Source organism: Gottfriedia sp. NPDC057991, assembly GCF_042886615.1.
Classification (GTDB): Bacteria; Bacillota; Bacilli; order Bacillales; family Bacillaceae_G; genus Gottfriedia.
The window spans coordinates 669,989-689,331 of record NZ_JBHVQN010000002.1 but is presented as its reverse complement, the minus strand read 5'-3'; the positions used below and the strand labels follow the sequence as shown (position 1 = coordinate 689,331).

Here is a 19,343-nt window from a genome sequence, read left to right as displayed (position 1 = left end):
AGGGCTCTTAGTTATATCTATAATTTCACTAAAAGAAAACAATAATTATTATCCTAATGGATTTTCACCAAATCTTGCCCATAATTTTGGAAACATCGCTTTTAAACCATCAGAATCTTCTTCATCCCAATCAAATTCCATCTCGCTAGCAGGCATGAGACCTTTTTGTTCCAGTTTTTCTAACAACTCATCATAACTTTCATCGTCCCACTCAATATCACCTGTTTTTAATAACGTATATGCATCTTATCCTACATTTAATAATTCTTCATTTTGAGGATAGCCTTCTTCATCAAGATTTTCATCATTTATGTAATTTGCCAAAAACTCATGATTTCCCATTACTTTGTGATAAATTACTTCACCTTGACCAATTAGCCAACCTCTAAAATAATCAAATGTATCATCTGAACATCCACCCATTAATATATACGCAGCAGCCCATAATCTTGATTGATAACTCTCATTCATTAAACCTTGAAAATGCAAGTCGAAATCCACAATTTCATTTAAATCTTTTTTACTTAAAGCCTCAATTAACCATTCAGCTTGATCTTCTATATTTTTAGACTCTTCAATTAAACTCCAAAACTCTTTTCTATTCACGGATTACTCCCCCTAATTCAAGTTAATAAAGCAATTTTAATTTTATCATACATGTTCTTTGTCTATTTTAAATAAATAGAATGAAAAAACCCTAAATCATTAGGGTTTTTAAGTTTATTCAATATCTTTACTAAAAGAATAAGAAAGTTTTTTATACTCCATTTTTTGTTCATAAAAACGATGCATATTAAATCTTTGGACACAGGATTGTAGTGTTACTAATTGACATCCATTTCTTTTTCCAAAATCAGAAATAAAATCTAGTAATTTCTTACCGTATCCATTTGAGCGTTTACTTTCATCTGTCACTAAATCCTAAACAAATACATGTCTACCATTATAGAAATTTGTTAAAATACTAATTCCAGCGACTGCAACACTCTTTTTTAATCTTTTTACGATACACTAATGACATTTTCACCAGTTTCAGCTTCTCTTTTAAATAATCTTGAATAAACACCATCTTTTTCTAATAAAGAATGATGCGTCCCTTCTTCGACTACTTTCCCATTTTCGAGTACAACGATTCTGTCCGCTGTTAATACGGTAGATAATCGATGTGAAATGACGATGACAGATTGTTTTGATTTTCGCTGTTGAATCGCTTCATTTATTTGCAACTCTGTAATCGGATCTAGAGCTGAACTTGCTTCATCTAAAATAAGAATAGGAGAATTTTTAACTAAAGCTCTTGCTAACGATAATCTTTGTTTTTGACCACCAGATAATAGTGCCCCTCTTTCACCAATTGATGATTCTAGACCTTCTGGTAATGAATTTAGATAGTCTGATAATCCACTATCTTTTAGTGCCTGAATCATTTCATCATTTGTCACCAATTCATTTCCTATACGAATATTATCAGCTAAACTACCATTTCTTAGCTGTACATCTTGCGAAACAAACGAGATCGCATCCCTGATCCACTTTGCATTTGCTTTTTCAATTGGTAAACCATCTACTTCTATTGTTCCATTATTTAACGGATAAAAACCTAATAATAAATCTACAATTGTTGATTTTCCAGCACCACTTGGTCCTACTACGGCGACTGCTTCCCCTGGTTTCACATGAAATGACAAGCCATTTAACACAAATTCTTCCTTCGTTGGATAGGCAAATTTAACATCTTTAAATTCAATTAATCCATTAACAGAATTTAATTTTTCACCTTCTTGTACTTCAAATTCTGAAACTTCTTCAGCTAATAATTTTTCAGAACGATCTAATGCTGGACCAGTTCTACGTACTGATAACCAGTTTCTTAACATTCTTTGAATTTCATTAGCAGCAATGGTCACAAGTCCCCCTGCAGTATACATTTGTCCCGTTGTGATTTGATCATTTGAAATCAGTAAAACACTTATAAAATAGACAGCAGCTAAAGCAAATCCATTATAGCTACCGATTACAACAATCGATTGCATTCTTGCTTTTAATTCGATAATTGATTCTTTAATAAATGATTTACGAATATCAGCAACACTTTGAATTTCATAATCCGTTGCACCAAGAATTCTCGAAAGTTGAATCCCTGTTACTGATTCTCGTAATCTTTCTAAATAACGTGACGCTTCAGTTCTAGCTTTAGCCGAAGCAATTCTAGTACGAGCTCCGACTTTATTGGAAGTCCAATAAAATAAAACACCTAAAACAACACTAGTAATCATTAAATAAGGATTAATCCAAAGTAAGACAATACTATATATAAATACTCCTTGAACAGAAGCCATAAAAGTAGAGCCTTCCCATGCTAAAAAGTTATGCAGTGTATCTGGGTCATCAGAAACTCGTGCTAATAATTCACCAGATTTAGATTGATGAAAATATGAATAAGGTAAAATTTGCAAGTGCTTAAATAAGCGAAGTTTTTGCCAGTTTGTAACAGATTTAGCAATATGATGGCAAAAATACTCATCAATGACCATTAAAATTAAATCAAGAATTGCAGCAATAACAAGCAACCACATTAATCCCCATAGTAATGCATTATCATGGTTTGGAATTATATGATCAATTAACCAGCCAGTTCCTAAAGTTGGTATTAATGCTGCACAAACTTGGCTTAAAGCAATTACAAATGAATCTGCAAATACCCATTTTTTATGAGGCTTGAGAAAGTTTATGACTCTTTTTCCATCGCCTATTTTTTTAGTATTTTTCTGCATCATACAGCACTCTCCTTTTCTAGTTCACTGTATTGTGCCATATATAATTGATAGTACTGACCTTTTAATGATAATAATTCTTCATGTGTTCCTTGTTCAGCAATCCGTCCTTTATCTAATAATAAAATACAATCAGCATCTTTTACTGTTACAAGACGATGTGCGATTGTAATTGTTGTACGACCTGGGATTAACTTTTCAAGTGAACATTGTACCTTTTCCTCTGTTTCTCCATCTAATGATGATGTAGCCTCATCGAAAATTAATACTGGTGGATGACGTAATATTGCTCTTGCTAGTGCTACTCGTTGTCTTTGACCACCAGATAATTTTAGACCTCTTTCACCTACTATCGTTTCAAAACCATCCTTTAGCGATTCAACTAAATCAGATAAATCTGCTGCTTCAACAGCAAGCCCAAGTTCTTCATCAGTTGCATTAGGTTTAGCATAGAGTAAATTTTGCTTTAACGTACTATTTAAAAGGAATGTTTCTTGAGAAACGACACCAATATTTTGGCGTAATGATTGATAATCATGAGAAGATAAATCTTTATGATCAACTGAAATCGATCCTGAAGTAGGCTGGTATAATCCGAGTAATAACTGAATTAAAGTACTTTTTCCTCCACCGCTTGAACCAACAATCCCAATATGTTGACCTGCTTTAATTGAAAATGAAACATCTTTTAGGACTTCTTCAGTTGAATTTGGATAAGTAAATCGAATATTATTAACTTCTATATCACCTTTCACTTCTCCAAATTTCGGTAAATCATCAGGTTGTTCTGCAGGTAGGTCAAAGTACTCATATATTCTTTGAAGTGCTGGAACTGCTTGTTGAATTGTTAATGCATTTTCAGCCAACGAGCGGACAGGCATAAACATTGTTGGGATAAAACCTAGAACAGCAATTAATGTACCAATTGTAATTTCATGCTGCCAGATCGAGTATCCACCAATTAACATAATGACCCCTGGTGCACCATTATTAATCAAATTTCCTAAACGCCAATTAACCTTCCCAATTAAAGCCAAACGAATAGCAAATCTTTTCCAAACAGACAGTTTATCTTCTAATTTTTTATTTTCTATATCCTGCGTTTGAAAAGTCCGCACTAAACGAACTGACTCAATACTTTCTTGAGTATGATTATACAAATCAGCACTCATATCACGAGCTATAGCCCCCATTTTTCTTACTTTTTTACCAATCATAAATGAAGGAACTGAATAAATTACAAATACAATAAGCATGACCACAGCCGCTGGCCAATATAAAGGAAACACCGCTATAAATGCTGCAATTGCCGCAATTACTTGTTGAAGAAAACGAGGTATAACTGTATTATTCAAGTTTTGTACAGACTCTACATCATGCGTTAACCTAAATAACATATCCCCTCGAGGTGTTGTTGAAAAAAACGTCATCGGTGCTTTTTGAAGCTTTGTAAATGCACGTAATTGCATATCTGTAATTACATCTAGACCAATTTTTACTTGAATAAATTCTTGTAATGATTCAAAACCGACCTTAAATAAGAATGAAAGCATAATCCCTAAAATTAAATAAAAGATTATTTTCGAATCAGGACCGCTTACAATCTCATCGACCAATTTACCAGTCAAAATCGGCGGAATAATCGCAAATGCGCCAGCAATTAATGAACATACAAAAGCAACTAGAAATACTTTCCAATACGGTTTAAAATGATTAACTGTTTCGATTAAAATTTTCATCTATTGCCATCCCCCTAACCTGTAACATTTTACAATATTTTCGAACTATTTTCACTATTAAAATTTTTACCAGGATTAAAGTAATGATGGTGAGATATTTTTTATGATGTTTAAAGCGTTTCTCCCAGAACTACTTTCCGATCCTAATGTTCTTCGTTATTCCTTTTATCTAGTCTCAAATACATTTTAATCGTTCAATTAATCTATTTCTTCATTAAATTGATTGAACATTCGTGCACTATTAGTCTTAAGAGACATAAAAAAAATCTACAACTTAAGTCGTAGATTTTAAGATTATGATTATATATGCAATGTAGATTTATGAACTAATCATTTTTCTTATTTCAATATTTTAAAATCGTATGAATGAACTGATTTCCCTTTTACTGACGACAAAATTTCTTCTACTCCATTCATTTGAACTACATTTGTTTTTTTGCCAGTTTCTAGAGAATATTGTTCAAAATAATATTTAACTTTCTTTTTTGAATCATACCTTACCACAAACATTGAATCATTTTTGAAATATGTTTTTTCTCCATAGCGATATGGACCTTTTCGGGGACTTTCAATCGTAAATTTCTTTTTGACTCTATTACTAGTTGTCTTTGTTATGCACTGATACGGCAACGAATTATAAAAAGTACTCTAAGATAAAAGGATTACAACACGAAACAGTCATTGAGCGACAAATACAGCGTGTAAAGAAGGGAATTTATCACATTCAACACGTTAACAACTTTCATAATCACTTGAAAAAGTGGATAATACTGGTTCCGCTGGCTTGATTTTGGGAAAAATGTGGCATTTGAAAATCGAGTCGAACAAATGCTTATTTCAGCGTGTCAAAAATCCAATTATACTACCGTCAACATTTTAAAAGGTTTTTCATAAAGGAAAAAACCGTCAATTGACGACTAAAATGGGTTATATTTGAAATACCAAAAAGTAAAATTCGTTTTAGTCATATCAACTTTTTAGACTGACTTATATTTAATTTTTCTGAATAAATAGAATGATAGCATTCCTAATAAAAGATATATCATTACTGGAGTAACTATATTTCCTATATTATACCATATTGAAATAGGTAGAATAACTGCAGCAGCTGATAGCGTGAAGCCAACTATCATACTTCCTTTTGAATTTGAATAAATAATGCCCTGAATAATGAATATTATTGGGAAGAGTAAATATATTCCTAAAATTATATATTTACTTTCAGGAAACATAGAATCTATCCAAGTAAATGCTAATAAAACTATACTTGGTAATATTGTTGCAAGGAAATTCTTCATAATCATTCCTCCATTCATTTGAAATTACCCCTTAGTGTTTTATACACAAAAAAGGATAGATTTATAAAATTATTCATTAAAAAAACAACAAACTTTACGAAAAGAGCATTTACAATAAATGGCGAAACTCTAATCTTGTTAACAATAAAATAACAACTGAAAATAACAAGTAAGCAAGTTAAACATAGTATGATCTATTTATATTTTCTTTTCATTTTTTTTCCTAGACTATACTAGAAGGTAACTATTATTTTTTTGTTTGTATTTAAATATAAACAATGTTCATTTATAAAATAATAATTCCTTTTTTTATTTCAATATTTTAAAATCATAAGAATGAACTGATTTCCCTTTTACTGACGACAAAATTTCCTCTACACCTTTCATTTGAACTACCTTTGTTTTTTTGCCAGTTTCCAGGGAATATTGTTCAAAATAATATTTAACTTTCTTTTTTGAATCATACCTTACCACAAACAGTGAATCATTTTTGAAATATGTTTTTTCTCCATAGCGGTACGGACCATTTCGTGGATTTTCAATTGTAAATTTCTTTTTCACTATATTACTAGTAGTGTCCACTGTGTAAACATCACCTAATCCATTTACAAAGAAAAGCTCCTTACCATAAATATAGATCGAATGATTAAGGCTGTAAGGAATTGTTGCCGACAATTGATTGATGGTTTTATTTTTATAGGATACAAGTGTGATTATATCTTGCTTTAATGTTTTCTTATTTATTCGAACTAGCACTTCATCCGCATCCTTCAAATTTCCTTGTTTCCTTTCCTCAAGTACCAAGTAGTAATAATTTTCATTACTTAAAATCTGTGAGCTATGACTGTAGCTATCATAACCATTTCGGTTTTTAAGCAGAATTAAATCTTTTATTTTTAGTTTGTTGTCGTCGAAACCAACTTTACGTAAATGACAAGTATTTTTCTCAATATCTTTTGTTAATATAATTATGTCATTTTTATCTACACCCGATGTTAAAATAAAATGGGGGATATTTCCTTTATTAAATCCTTTGTCATTTCCATATAATACATTTGAAGCATAACCATTTTTTACAAAACCTGAATTAAAAATAGTAAAATAAAGATTTGAATTTTTTAAATATCCTGTTATTTCTCCTGTATGTTGATACTTCATTTTAACTTCTTTATATTTATTCCCAATTAAATGTAGTGTTTCTTTATCCTCTAATAAAAGACCAGTTTCTCCTAAGGCAACACTACCACCCTCTAATCCTTTCATTTTATACCCACTAGCTACACCGTCATCATCAACCAAGATCGCGATACTGATTCCTCTATCATCCATATCTTGGTCAGCTGTAGAAGAATAATATAAGACGGCTTGTTTATCCTCTAAAAAGTTCTTCTTTCGAATCGTCTCCTCATTTACAATAAATGGAGAAACTCTAATCTTATTAATAACAAAATAACAACTGTAAATAACAAGGAAACAAGCTAAAAATAGTATGATATATTTATACTTTCTTTTCATTTTTTTCTCCTAGGCTATAATAAAAGGCAATAAGTCTAACTGTTCAACTTATCGCCTTATAAAATTTATATTTTTCGGACTAGCGTTGTATCTTTTGCATCACGAACATCCCTCGGATATACACCTGATCCTTTGTCTTTATCTAAATCTAAGTCCGCTTTTAACTTATATGCAGACCAGACTAACTTTGCACAATTTTTATCACCATAATGGTCTGTTTTACGGTTAGTTGCAAAATTGTAAGAATAGTCATCTTTACCTACTCGACTGCGTGCCCAATCGGCAGCTGCATTCCGTTTGGCAGTTGTAGTGTTAACGGATCTGACTTGTGCATTTCCTTTGTCTACTAACCTAGCTTTGTAATCTTTGACGCGAACTCCCTCTTTTGGAACAGATTCGACTACAGTTTCAGTACTATAATACATTCCTACATGTCCATGATTTAAGTAAGCAGTTTGTGATGCCGTATAGTAAATCTGGCCTTTTACTCCTGTACCAACCGTAACAGTACCACCACCGCCCCCTCTAGCTTGCAATTTTTTTTCTGACAATCCCTGAGCTTCGTCTTGTTTAAGCTCACTAAAAAGTTGTTTTAATATAGCTTCTTGTGTATCACCACTGTTTTTAGAAATGGATTCTACGTCCTTTAACAGTTCTTTTTCTGTAACATTCGGTTGTAATGCTAAAATTTCTTTTACATAAGGTAAATTGTTTGTACTAGCATAGCTAATAGGGGTTGCAGTTAAGACTAGACTTGCAGTTAAGACACTTACTCCGATTAATTTTTTCATTTAAACATCTCCTTTTACAAATAATTTTCTGTATTTGAAATAGAGAGTGATATGTGTTGTTTATTAATTTTTATTGTCGAATCATTCATCACAATTCTATACAAGAATATTATATAAGGAAAAGTTTACTAATATTTACTAAATTTTAGTCTCTTTTGTGACACTTTTTAACTTCTTGAAATTTGGATAAACATACTTCAATCCCTCATAGTACAGAGTGAAGTGAAAGATAAAGCTAGTAATTTTTAAAGAAAACTCGCGAATTTGAGAGTTTTTAGGCAAAGACAGAGGGTGTAGTTGCAATTAAATTTTTACTAAAATTAGCTACTTCGAGGAGCTTGCTTCACCGCTGCAAATTTATACTTTCTTTATGCGTAAAAAAATCTACAACCTAAGTCGTAGATTTTTTTGATTCATTCAGTTTGTACTCTAAGAATTCTTGAGATTGTCCTTTTGGAATACTCAGACTCTTAAAATCCTCATTTTTTATTAATTTAGCAATATAAACAATTTGACCAATATGATTTCCATAATGACTAATTTGTCTATGTATTGCTTGTAAAACAGTATGATTTTCACCACGAATTTTAATGGTTTTTAATACATCTTCTTCTTGTAGACTCTCTAGCGTGTTAAAAACAACATTCCATCCTTTATTCCAATCAGCTAATAACTCATCCTTTGATTGGTAAATCCCCTCAAATTCAACGTCACGATTTCGCCATGGTTTTTCACCATCCGTCGTGAGAAAATTCGTCCATCTAGAAATCATATTACCACTTAAATGCCTTACAATTATGGAAATACTATTCGATTCACTAGATGGTTGTTAGTGCAACTCCTCATTATTTAGCTGATCCATCGAACGATCACCAAGATTTTTTATCCCTTTGAATTCCTTTAAACTATTCGAAAGAAATTGTTTTGCGATTGACATACTTGACCCTCCAATTTTAAAGTTTCTTTCAATCAATTGTATGAATAGTTTAAAAACTTATTAATTATTTATCAAATAATTTGTTTTGGATTAAGGTTGTGAATTTAGACTAATTTAGTTAGATTATTAGGTGAAGATTTTCATTTTGAATGATTTTTTATGTGAATCCTATTCATTTTATGTGATTTAAAGTTTGGAAGCTTATTTTAAATGAATTTTCTATCGTAGAGCAGTCATGATGATGTGATTTTTATGATTTATTTGTGATTTTGCTATTTTTAATTGTGATTCCTTAATTTTAATTGCCATTATCGTTTTTTAATTGCTGTTCTCTATTTTTAATTGCGATGGCTCATCTCTATTTGCCATTCCCAGTCTTTTATAGCGACGCTCATTTTTACTTCCTATCCTCCTTTTTTAAAGTAAATACTCATTGTTTTATTTTGAAATACTAATTTTCTGACCTAATTTCTTTTAAACCGAAGCAATTCTACGATTTATTTGCAGTTTTGATTATTTTAATTGCAGAATTGGTCTTTTTAATTGCACATTTGGCATTTATTTGCAGTTCGCTTTTTTTATTTGCAGTTTCGACGATTTTATTTGCACTTTCGGTCGATTTTATTTACCCTTTAGGTCGATTTATTGGCAGTCCACTTTTTTGCACTACCAACAAATTTATTACATAAAAAAAGATGACTCCAAAAAAGTCATCTTTCCTACTCTAAGTATTAAACTTCAACAGTCATCCAGCTAGCGTCTTGTGGATTTTTTCTCCATGCAGTTAGTTTTGCTACATGTTCTGCTTCGATTGAACCTTGTTCTTTTGCTACTTCAACTAGTGTGTCATAGTCAGTTAAAGAGTAGTATGTTACGTCGTTTGCATCGAACTTCTCTACTGCTGCTGGAAGATTGTATGTGAAGATTGAGACTACTCCTAGTACTTCGCAGCCTGCTTCGCGTAGAGCTTCAACGCATGTGATTACGCTGCCGCCAGTTGAGATTAGGTCTTCTACAACTACTACTTTTTGTCCAGCTGTGATTGGGCCTTCGATTTGGTTTCCTTTGCCGTGGCCTTTTGCAGAGCTACGTACATAAACCATTGGTAATGCCATTAAATCACTTGTCCATGCTGCGTGTGGAATGCCAGCAGTTGCAGTTCCAGCGATTACATCTACGTTACCAAATTTAGTTTGAATTAATTCAACTAAACCTTTTGCAATGTTTTTACGAATTTCTGGATAGCCAAGAGTTAGGCGATTATCACAATAGATTGGAGATTTGATTCCTGATGCCCAAGTAAATGGAGTTTCAGGTTGTAGGCTTACTGCCCCAATGCTTAATAAGTTTGCTGCGATATTTTTTTTCATATTGTTACGCCCTCCCACTGTGCAATTACTTCTTCATATGCTTCTACTGGATTTTCGCTTTTTGTAATACTGCGTCCTACTACAATATAGCTACTTCCAAATTGTCTAGCTTTCGCTGGAGTTGTTACACGTACTTGATCATCTACACTATTATCTGCTAGGCGAATACCAGGGGTTACAGTTAGGAAGTTATCCCCTTCAACTGCTGCTTGCACTAACTCTACATCAAGTGGAGAGCAAACTACACCGTCAAGACCGCTTTCTTCTGTTATAGCAGCATATAGTTTAATCGAATCCTGTAAAGAAGATATTCCTTGTTCATGGATTACTTGTTCTTCTGAAGTACTTGTCAGTTGTGTCACAGCTATTAGTAATGGTCTTTTTTTACCAGCTGGAGTGCCTTCTTCTAGACCTTCTAAAGCTGCCTTCATCATTTTCGTTCCACCAGCTGCATGAACATTAACCATGTCTACTTCTAGAGATGCGATATTTTTCATTGCATGTTTTACTGTATTTGGAATATCATGAAGTTTCAAATCTAGGAAGATTTGATGTCCTAATTCTTTTAATTCCTTTATGATCGCTGGACCCTCTTTGTAAAATAGCTCCATCCCTACCTTTACATATAGAGACTTTTGAAATTTTTTTACAAAATTCATTACTTCATCTTTTGATGAAAAATCAAGCGCGATGACCACTTGTGATGACATGTTGTTTCCAGCTCCTTCCAATACATTCTTCAATTGATTGATATCCATATTTGTTTAGTACTTCTGGTAGTTCCTCAATGATTGTCGGACAAGCAAATGGATCAACGAAGTTTGCTGTTCCTACACCGATCGCACTTGCTCCCGCTAAGAAGAACTCAAGTGCATCTTCTGCATTCATAACCCCGCCCATTCCGATGATTGGGATGTTTACTACTTGGCTCACATCATGAATCATACGAATCGCTACTGGTTTTATTGCAGGACCTGATAATCCACCAGTTTTATTAGCTAGTATTGGTTTACCAGTTCTTAAATCCAGTCTCATCCCAAGTAATGTATTGATCATTGTTAAACCATCTGCTCCTGCATTTTCAATTGCTTTTGCGATTTCAACAATATTTGTTACATTTGGAGATAATTTTACGTAAAGCGGAACTTCGCTTACTTCTTTAACTTTCTTAGTTACTTCAGCCGCTGTTGCAGCATCCGTTCCAAATGCAATCCCACCACATTTTACGTTTGGACAAGAAATGTTTAATTCTAGTGCTTTTACATTACTTACTTTGGAAATTTCTTTTGCGACTGTTACGTAGTCTTCAATAGTTGATCCAGCAATATTTGCAACGATTGGTACATCATAATTTGATAACCATTTTAATTCTCCGTTTATTACTTTTTCTAAACCAGGATTTTGAAGTCCAATCGCATTTAACATCCCCGCCTGAGTTTCAGCTACACGAGGTGTTTCATTTCCGTACCTGGTTTCAACTGTTGTTGCTTTTATCATAATAGCTCCAAGAATACTTAGATCGTAAAGATTTGCAAACTCTCTACCAAATCCAAAGCAACCAGAAGCTGGCATAATAGGATTTTTTAAATCTAAGCCAGGAAGTTTTGTTTGTAATGAAATCATAGTACTACCTCCTCAGCTTGGAATACTGGTCCGTCGCTACAAATTTTACGATATGACCCGTCTTCAGTATGGCATACACATGCGAAACAAGCTCCGATTCCACAGCCCATTCGTTCTTCAAGTGATATATAGCCATCCTTCATACCTTTATATTGCTGTTGTAAAGCCTTTAACATCACAGTTGGACCACATGCAAAGTATTGATCAAATTGAAGCTCTTTTTCACGAATTACATCTGTTACGAATCCTTTCGTACCTAGAGTTCCATCTACCGTTGCCATAAAGGTTGGTCCTAATTCCGAAAATTCTTTTTCATAAAAAGCTACGTTACTTGATGCAAATCCTAACACATGAATGACATTTACACCACGAGCTTTAAATTGCTTTGAAAGTTCGTACATCGGAGGTACTCCAATTCCACCACCAACTAGTAGTGCTGTATCTCCTTCTGAAAGAGTTTCAACATCATAACCTTGACCTAGAGGACCTAATACATCAACTTGTTGTCCAACGCTTGCTTCTTTTAAAAGCTTAGTTCCTTCACCTTCTGCGCGGAATATCATAGTGAACTCACTTTTCTCTTTGTCGATCGAACATATACTGATTGGTCTTCTTAATAGTGGCGTTAGTCCACCAGTCACTTTTATATGGACGAACTGTCCAGGAGAGTGCATCTCCTGAACTAGTTCACCTTTTAATGTCATTTCGACAATTTGATGGGCAATTTCTCTGTTTGAGACAATTGTCATGAGTTCTTTTTTTATCATACTAATACGCCAGCCTTCATTTCTTTGTTTGGTAGTGCAGAAGTTGAGAATGTTAAGCTTTCAATTACTGATAATATTGCAGTTGCTGTATCTAGTGAAGTTAAGCAAACTACTCCGTTTTCAACTGATTCTCGACGAATTCTGAATCCATCACGAGCTGGTTTTTTACCTTTTGTTAACGTATTGATAACAAACTGTGCATCTCCACGCTTGATCATATCTAGCATATTGTCTTCATGCTCGTTAATTTTGTTTACCGCTTTTACTGGTACACCGTGGTTTTCTAAGTGATTTTTAGTTCCTTCAGTACCGAATACTGTAAATCCAATTTCATGGAAGCGTTTTGCGATATTTACTACTTCTTCTTTATCTTTATCAGCTACTGTAATGATCACTGAACCGTGAGTTGGGATTTGCATACCCGCAGCGATTAGTGCTTTGTATAATGCTTTTTGAAGACTTACATCTTTACCCATTACTTCTCCAGTTGATTTCATTTCAGGGCCTAAAGTTATATCTACTGAGCGTAGTTTAGCGAATGAGAACACCGGTGCTTTTACATATACTTCATTTCCTTCTGGATGGTAGCCTGTTGCATATCCGAATGAAGCTAATGTTTGACCTAAGATAACTTTTGTTGCGATATTTGCCATTGGTACGTTTGTAATTTTACTTAAGAATGGTACTGTACGGCTTGATCTCGGGTTTACTTCTAGTACGAATACTTCATCTTTATCTGTAACAACAAATTGGATGTTTAGTAATCCTTTAATATTTAAGCCTTTAGCTAATTTGATTGTATAGTCGATTAATTTTTGCTTCGCAGCATCTGATACATTTTGTGTAGGATATACTGCGATTGAATCTCCTGAGTGAACTCCAGCTCGTTCGATATGCTCCATAATACCTGGGATATATACATCGATTCCGTCAGAGATTGCATCTACTTCAATTTCTTTACCAGTTAAGTAACGGTCGACTAATACTGGATGTTCTGGATTGATTTTAACTGCATTTTGCATGTAGTGAAGAATTTCCTCACGGTGGTAGACAATCTCCATCGCACGTCCACCTAGTACATATGATGGTCTTACTAATACTGGATAACCAATTTCATCAGCGATATCTGCTGCTTCTTCAGGTGTCATTGCTGTTTTACCTAAAGGTTGTGGTACTCCTAATTGTTGAAGTGCTTCTTCAAACTTGTCACGGTTTTCAGCACGATCTAAATCTTCAAGTGAAGTTCCGAGAATTTTCACACCACGATCTACTAATTTGCCTGCTAAGTTAATAGCTGTTTGACCACCGAATTGAACAACTACTCCAATCGGTTTTTCTAAATCAATAATGTGCATTACGTCTTCAATTGTTAATGGTTCGAAATACAGTTTGTCTGAGATACTGAAGTCAGTTGAAACTGTTTCTGGGTTGTTGTTAATAATGATTGCTTCGTATCCAGCTTCTTTAATCGCTCTTACACAATGTACTGTTGCATAGTCAAACTCAATCCCTTGACCGATTCGAATTGGACCAGATCCAAGAACTACTACGCTCTTCTTATCCGTTACAATTGATTCATTTTCGATTTCATATGTTCCATAGAAGTATGGTGTTGTTGATTCAAACTCAGCTGCACATGTATCAACCATTTTATATACTGGAACGATTTGATTTTGTTTTCTAAATTCGTATATTTCTTTATTTGTAGCATTCCATTGTGATGCGATGTAATCATCACTGAAGCCCATTTTCTTAGCTTTTAACAGTACATCTAGTTCAAAATGGTTTTCTTTAACTTGTTTTTCCATTTTTATGATCTTTTCAATTTTGTGTAGGAAGAAGAAATCAATTTTAGTAATATCGTGTATTTCTTCTAATGTCATACCTGTTCTCATTGCTTCAGCAACAATGTATAGTCTTTCATCGTCAGCTTTTGCCATGCGAGTAATCATTTCTTCTTTAGAAAGTTCTTTTATTGCGTTAAGCTCGATGTGACTTATTCCTAATTCAAGAGAGCGCACTGCTTTTAATAATGACTCTTCAAGTGTTCTACCGATTGCCATTACTTCTCCAGTTGCTTTCATTTGAGTTCCTAACTGACGGTTTGCTGTTTCAAACTTATCAAATGGCCAGCGTGGAATTTTTGATACGATATAGTCTAATGCTGGCTCGAAGCAAGCATAAGTTTTCTTTGTAACTGGGTTAATCATTTCATCCAATGTTAAGCCTACTGCGATTTTTGCCGCTAATTTTGCAATCGGATAGCCTGTTGCTTTTGAAGCTAGCGCACTTGAACGTGATACACGTGGATTTACTTCGATTACATAGTATTGGAAGCTATCAGGATCTAGTGCAAGCTGTACGTTACATCCACCTTCGATTCCTAAAGCACGGATGATTTTTAATGATACATTTCGTAGCATTTGATATTCGCGATCGCTTAACGTTTGAGAAGGAGCGATTACGATTGAATCTCCAGTATGAACACCAACTGGATCGATGTTTTCCATGTTACATACTACAATCGCATGGTCATTTGCATCACGCATTACTTCATACTCGATTTCTTTAAAACCTGCAATACTTTTCTCTAATAGACATTGTGTTACTGGGCTATTTTTTAATCCGCTTGCTACGATTTCTTTTAAATCTTCTTCATTATTACAAATTCCTCCGCCTGTTCCCCCAAGAGTAAAGGCAGGTCTTACGATAACTGGGTAGCCAATTTCTTCTACAAAGTCGTATGCTTCTTCTAAAGTATGGATGATTTCACTTTCTGGTACTGGCTCACTTAAGTCATTCATTAAAGTTCTGAATAAGTCACGGTCTTCTGCGCGGTTAATTGCTTCTAGCGTCGTTCCTAAAATTTTCACACCACATTCTTTTAACACACCTGATTTATCTAATTCTACCGCTAGGTTAAGTCCTGTTTGACCTCCTAATGTTGGTAAAAGTGCATCTGGGCGTTCTTTACGAATGATTCGACTTACGAAATCTACAGTTAGTGGTTCGATGTATACTTTATCTGCTGTTTGTACATCCGTCATAATTGTTGCAGGGTTTGAGTTTACAAGAATTACTTTGTATCCTTCTTCTTTCAATGCCTGACAAGCCTGTGTTCCAGCATAGTCAAATTCTGCTGCTTGACCGATTATGATTGGTCCTGATCCGATTACTAAGATTGTTTTAATGTCTACGCGTTTTGGCATTGTAAGTTCCCCTCTCGTTTCTGTGCTTCCATCATGCTCATAAATTCGTCAAATAAATAGTTTGCATCTTCTGGTCCAGGTGAAGCTTCTGGGTGATATTGTACTGTGAATGCTGGGTATGTCTTATGTTTAAGACCTTCTACAGTCCCATCATTTAGTGCAACATGTGTTACTTCTAAATCAGTTCCTTCAATTGAATCCGTTTCTACTGCATAACCATGGTTTTGTGAAGTGATTGCTACTTTTCCTGTTTCTAAGTGTTTAACTGGATGGTTCGCACCACGGTGACCGAATTTAAGCTTTGAAGTATTTCCGCCATTTGCTAGAGCAAATAATTGGTGACCTAAGCAAATTCCGAATAATGGTACTTTGCCTACTACTTCTTTAATCATTTCGATTGCTACTTGAACGTCTTTTGGATCTCCAGGTCCATTACTTAACATAATTCCATCCGGAGCAAGTAAGAAAATTTCTTTTGCTGAAATATTATATGGTACGACTGTTACGTCACATTTACGGTTTGTTAATTCTCTTAAAATACCGTGCTTCATTCCGAAATCTACTAATACTACTCGGTGTCCTCTACCTGGACTTCTATAAGGTTTTTGTGTTGAAACTCGTTCAACATGATTTGTGAATAATGGTGTATTTGTTAATTCTGCAACTACTTCATCAACATTTGCTTCCATGCTGCAGAATTTACCTTTCATCGTTCCAACTTCACGAAGCTTTTTCGTTAACATACGTGTATCGATTCCTGCTAAACCTGGAATTCCTTTATCTTTGCAATATTGATCCAAGCTCATTTTGTTTCGGAAATTTGATGGATGCTCAGCATATTCTTTTACAATTAAGCCATGTACTGCTGGTACGATACTTTCAAAATCCTCTAAGTTGATACCGTAGTTCCCTACTAAAGGGAAAGTGAATGTTACGATTTGTCCACAGTAAGATGGGTCAGTTAATACCTCTTGATATCCTGTCATACCTGTTGTAAATACGATTTCTCCTGTTGTTTCAACTTCGCTACCAAATCCTTCTCCTACAAAAACTGTACCGTCTTCTAATATTAATTGACGCATCATACTGTTAGTTCCTCTCTTTCGTATACTAATTTGCCATTTACCATTGTCATTACTGGCCAACCTTTACAGTTCCAACCATTAAATGGTGTGTTTTTACCTTTTGAAAGGAATGTTGTTGAATCGATTTCCTCTTCTAAATCTAAGTCGATTACAGTTAGGTCTGCTACCGCTCCAACTTCAATTTTTCCTCTGTTTAAGTTAAAAACTTCAGCAGGTTTAGTTGTTAAAAAGTTTATTACTTGTTGTAAAGTCATTTTACCTGTTTCAACAAAATGAGTGTTTAATAATGGAAAAGCAGTTTCTAACCCTACAATTCCAAACGGTGCTAATTGCATTCCCTGAGCTTTTTCCTCTTCTGTATGAGGTGCATGATCTGTTGCAATCATGTCGATTGTTCCATCAAGTAATCCTTCGATTAATGCTTCTCGATCGACTGCACTTCTTAATGGAGGATTCATTTTGAAATTTGTGTCTAAGCCTGGGATGTCATCTTCACAAAGAATTAAATGGTGTGGAGAAACCTCAGCCGTTACATTAATTCCAGCACGTTTTGCATCGCGTACTACTCTTACTGATTCTTTTGTACTGATATGGCAAACATGATAGTGACAACCTGTAGCTTCAGCTAATAGAACATCTCGAGCAATTTGAACACTTTCACAAATTGAAGGGATTCCATTTAAACCATTTTCTTTTGAAAACTTACCTTCGTGGACACACCCTTTTTGAATCAGTGTGTTTTCTTCACAATGTGCAACGATTGATACATTTAGTTCAGCTGCTTTTTGCATTGCTTTGTACATCATTTCAGCGGATTGAACACCTACACCATCATCTGTGAATGCAAAAGCTCCATTTTCTTTTAAGCCTTCAAAGTCTGTTTGCTCTTCACCAGCTTGTCGGATTGTAATTGATGCATATGGTAATACATTTACGACTGCTGTTTCTTCTATTTTTTTATTTAATGCGCTTAAGTGCTCGATTGTATCTGGTACTGGTCGAGTATTTGGCATTGCAGCAATTGTTGTAAATCCTCCTCTTGCTGCTGCCTTCGTACCTGTTTCGATTGTCTCTTTATGTTCACCGCCCGGCTCACGAAGATGCACATGAACATCGATTAAACCTGGTGAAAGCAATTTGCCCTCTAATTCAATTTGAATCGCATCTTCATCAACGATTGTTGCAGCGATGACTGAAATTTTTCCATTAACTACTAATACGTCTCGATTTAGAAGTTCACCATTTTCTTGTAAGATGACACCGTTTTTAAACAAGTACTTCATTTTTCATCTCTCCCCATACTGTTGGTAAGGCTCTTTTTAACACAGCCATTCGTACAAATACTCCATTTTCCATTTGCTTAAAGATTCTTGATCGCTCGCATTCAACCAGTTCACTTGCAATTTCAACATCTCGATTAAATGGTGCTGGATGCATGATAATGCTTGTAGATTTCATTTTTGCTGCTCTTTCAACCGTTAGGCCATGCTTTTGTAAGTAATTTTCCATTATGTGATTTGTCTCTTCGTCATGTCTTTCATGCTGAACTCTTAATAGCATCATGACATCAACTTCTTCGACTAATTCATCTAAATTTTTATATGTTCCATAAGTATTTTTATCATCTTTCCATTCATCAGGACTTGCGAAGTATACTTCTGCACCTAATCTAGTTAGTGCTTCAGCATTAGAGCGAGCAACTCTTGAGTGTCTTAAATCTCCAACGATTGCTACTTTTAATCCTTCAAAGCATCCAAATTCTTGTTTGATTGTTAGTAGGTCAAGTAGGCATTGTGTTGGGTGATTTCCACATCCATCGCCGGCATTCAGGATTGGCATTCCTGCATCCTTTATTTCTTGAAAATACTCGTCTTGTGTATGACGGATTACGACTGCTTCAACACCAATTGCTTGAAGAGTTTTAACCGTATCATATAAAGTTTCACCTTTTTGAATACTTGAGTTTTCAACAGCTAAGTTAATGACTTCAAGTCCAAGTTTCTTTTGGGCTACTTCAAAGCTGAAGCGAGTTCTCGTACTATTCTCAAAAAACAAATTTGCAACAAATGTCTGACGTTTCAGGCTACTTATTTCTCCATTTGCAAAGCTTTGTGCTTGTTCTAGCAAATCTTGAATTTCTTCGATTGTTAAATCAGACATGGTTAATAAATGATTCATCCGTCATCCCCCTAAATGAATTTCATCTGTTTTATTTAAGGCGCATCTTTTCAATGT

Annotated in this window: 16 protein-coding genes and 2 pseudogenes; 1 reads left to right on the top strand and 17 read right to left on the bottom strand. The window is 34.4% G+C overall.

What is annotated here, in order from left to right:
- Window positions 1–48: 48 nt before the first annotated feature.
- The 5 genes from ACFVR2_RS10795 to ACFVR2_RS10775 form a co-directional block, all read right to left on the bottom strand.
- A complete protein-coding gene (locus tag ACFVR2_RS10795) occupies window positions 49–186 on the bottom strand; it encodes a molybdate metabolism regulator (protein WP_387361506.1) in 138 nt (45 codons plus the stop codon).
- A gap of 60 nt (window positions 187–246) precedes the next feature.
- Window positions 247–606: a DUF4240 domain-containing protein gene (locus tag ACFVR2_RS10790; RefSeq protein ID WP_387361504.1), complete on the bottom strand. Its 360-nt coding sequence runs from the start codon at window positions 604–606 to the stop codon at window positions 247–249.
- A 114-nt stretch (window positions 607–720) separates the two neighbouring features.
- Window positions 721–915 (bottom strand): GNAT family N-acetyltransferase, encoded by a 195-nt coding sequence (locus ACFVR2_RS10785; protein ID WP_387361502.1) that lies wholly within the window; start codon window positions 913–915, stop codon window positions 721–723.
- Window positions 916–1,001: 86 nt separating this feature from the next.
- Entirely contained in the window at window positions 1,002–2,777 is a 1,776-nt protein-coding gene (locus ACFVR2_RS10780) for an ABC transporter ATP-binding protein (protein WP_387361500.1), read from the bottom strand.
- Window positions 2,774–4,513, bottom strand: coding sequence for an ABC transporter ATP-binding protein (locus ACFVR2_RS10775; RefSeq protein WP_387361498.1), 1,740 nt, complete (start codon window positions 4,511–4,513; stop codon window positions 2,774–2,776). The genes ACFVR2_RS10780 and ACFVR2_RS10775 overlap by 4 nt, the downstream gene beginning before the upstream one ends.
- A gap of 605 nt (window positions 4,514–5,118) precedes the next feature.
- Here ACFVR2_RS10775 and ACFVR2_RS10770 point away from each other — a divergent pair.
- A pseudogene (locus tag ACFVR2_RS10770) lies at window positions 5,119–5,407 on the top strand (IS1595 family transposase); the annotation flags it as partial.
- Between the two features lie 83 nt (window positions 5,408–5,490).
- On the opposite strand, the gene ACFVR2_RS10765 reads toward ACFVR2_RS10770, so the two are convergent.
- The 12 genes and pseudogenes from ACFVR2_RS10765 to ACFVR2_RS10710 all read right to left on the bottom strand — a co-directional run bounded on the left by ACFVR2_RS10765 (window position 5,491) and on the right by ACFVR2_RS10710 (window position 19,286).
- Window positions 5,491–5,829, bottom strand: a complete 339-nt coding sequence (locus tag ACFVR2_RS10765; protein WP_387361496.1) for a hypothetical protein — start codon at window positions 5,827–5,829, stop codon at window positions 5,491–5,493.
- Between the two features lie 291 nt (window positions 5,830–6,120).
- Window positions 6,121–7,326: a hypothetical protein gene (locus ACFVR2_RS10760; protein ID WP_387361494.1), complete on the bottom strand. Its 1,206-nt coding sequence runs from the start codon at window positions 7,324–7,326 to the stop codon at window positions 6,121–6,123.
- A gap of 65 nt (window positions 7,327–7,391) precedes the next feature.
- Window positions 7,392–8,117, bottom strand: a complete 726-nt coding sequence (locus ACFVR2_RS10755) for a YiiX/YebB-like N1pC/P60 family cysteine hydrolase (protein ID WP_387361492.1) — start codon at window positions 8,115–8,117, stop codon at window positions 7,392–7,394.
- Window positions 8,118–8,508: 391 nt separating this feature from the next.
- Window positions 8,509–9,054, bottom strand: a pseudogene (locus ACFVR2_RS10750) (DUF1572 family protein).
- 731 nt (window positions 9,055–9,785) lie between these two features.
- A complete protein-coding gene (pyrE, locus tag ACFVR2_RS10745; RefSeq protein ID WP_387361490.1) occupies window positions 9,786–10,424 on the bottom strand; it encodes an orotate phosphoribosyltransferase in 639 nt (212 codons plus the stop codon).
- Window positions 10,421–11,134, bottom strand: coding sequence for an orotidine-5'-phosphate decarboxylase (gene pyrF, locus ACFVR2_RS10740; protein WP_387361488.1), 714 nt, complete (start codon window positions 11,132–11,134; stop codon window positions 10,421–10,423). Before pyrF ends, pyrE begins: the two co-directional genes overlap by 4 nt.
- Window positions 11,106–12,047, bottom strand: a complete 942-nt coding sequence (locus tag ACFVR2_RS10735; RefSeq protein ID WP_387361486.1) for a dihydroorotate dehydrogenase — start codon at window positions 12,045–12,047, stop codon at window positions 11,106–11,108. Before ACFVR2_RS10735 ends, pyrF begins: the two co-directional genes overlap by 29 nt.
- Window positions 12,044–12,814 (bottom strand): dihydroorotate dehydrogenase electron transfer subunit, encoded by a 771-nt coding sequence (locus tag ACFVR2_RS10730; protein ID WP_056471012.1) that lies wholly within the window; start codon window positions 12,812–12,814, stop codon window positions 12,044–12,046. The genes ACFVR2_RS10735 and ACFVR2_RS10730 overlap by 4 nt, the downstream gene beginning before the upstream one ends.
- Entirely contained in the window at window positions 12,811–16,023 is a 3,213-nt protein-coding gene (gene carB, locus ACFVR2_RS10725; protein ID WP_387361483.1) for a carbamoyl-phosphate synthase large subunit, read from the bottom strand. Before carB ends, ACFVR2_RS10730 begins: the two co-directional genes overlap by 4 nt.
- Window positions 16,008–17,108 carry a carbamoyl phosphate synthase small subunit gene (locus ACFVR2_RS10720; protein WP_387361481.1) on the bottom strand — a complete coding sequence of 367 codons (1,101 nt, stop codon included), beginning with the start codon at window positions 17,106–17,108 and terminating at the stop codon, window positions 16,008–16,010. Before ACFVR2_RS10720 ends, carB begins: the two co-directional genes overlap by 16 nt.
- On the bottom strand, window positions 17,105–18,391 hold the full coding sequence (locus ACFVR2_RS10715) for a dihydroorotase (protein ID WP_387361479.1): 1,287 nt from the start codon (window positions 18,389–18,391) through the stop codon (window positions 17,105–17,107). Before ACFVR2_RS10715 ends, ACFVR2_RS10720 begins: the two co-directional genes overlap by 4 nt.
- The gene (locus tag ACFVR2_RS10710; protein WP_387361477.1) at window positions 18,375–19,286 is read right to left on the bottom strand and encodes an aspartate carbamoyltransferase catalytic subunit; all 912 of its coding nucleotides are present in this window, start codon (window positions 19,284–19,286) and stop codon (window positions 18,375–18,377) included. The genes ACFVR2_RS10715 and ACFVR2_RS10710 overlap by 17 nt, the downstream gene beginning before the upstream one ends.
- Window positions 19,287–19,343 lie beyond the last annotated feature (57 nt).

Excerpts from the sequence above, each read along its gene's own strand:
- ACFVR2_RS10780 (WP_387361500.1), bottom strand. The coding sequence starts at position 2,777 with ATGATGCAGAAAAATACTAAAAAAATAGGCGATGGAAAAAGAGTCATA.
- ACFVR2_RS10775 (WP_387361498.1), bottom strand. The coding sequence starts at position 4,513 with ATGAAAATTTTAATCGAAACAGTTAATCATTTTAAACCGTATTGGAAA.
- ACFVR2_RS10765 (WP_387361496.1), bottom strand. The coding sequence starts at position 5,829 with ATGAATGGAGGAATGATTATGAAGAATTTCCTTGCAACAATATTACCA.
- ACFVR2_RS10760 (WP_387361494.1), bottom strand. The coding sequence starts at position 7,326 with ATGAAAAGAAAGTATAAATATATCATACTATTTTTAGCTTGTTTCCTT.
- ACFVR2_RS10755 (WP_387361492.1), bottom strand. The coding sequence starts at position 8,117 with ATGAAAAAATTAATCGGAGTAAGTGTCTTAACTGCAAGTCTAGTCTTA.
- pyrE (WP_387361490.1), bottom strand. The coding sequence starts at position 10,424 with ATGAAAAAAAATATCGCAGCAAACTTATTAAGCATTGGGGCAGTAAGC.
- pyrF (WP_387361488.1), bottom strand. The coding sequence starts at position 11,134 with ATGTCATCACAAGTGGTCATCGCGCTTGATTTTTCATCAAAAGATGAA.
- ACFVR2_RS10735 (WP_387361486.1), bottom strand. The coding sequence starts at position 12,047 with ATGATTTCATTACAAACAAAACTTCCTGGCTTAGATTTAAAAAATCCT.
- ACFVR2_RS10730 (WP_056471012.1), bottom strand. The coding sequence starts at position 12,814 with ATGATAAAAAAAGAACTCATGACAATTGTCTCAAACAGAGAAATTGCC.
- carB (WP_387361483.1), bottom strand. The coding sequence starts at position 16,023 with ATGCCAAAACGCGTAGACATTAAAACAATCTTAGTAATCGGATCAGGA.
- ACFVR2_RS10720 (WP_387361481.1), bottom strand. The coding sequence starts at position 17,108 with ATGATGCGTCAATTAATATTAGAAGACGGTACAGTTTTTGTAGGAGAA.
- ACFVR2_RS10715 (WP_387361479.1), bottom strand. The coding sequence starts at position 18,391 with ATGAAGTACTTGTTTAAAAACGGTGTCATCTTACAAGAAAATGGTGAA.
- ACFVR2_RS10710 (WP_387361477.1), bottom strand. The coding sequence starts at position 19,286 with ATGAATCATTTATTAACCATGTCTGATTTAACAATCGAAGAAATTCAA.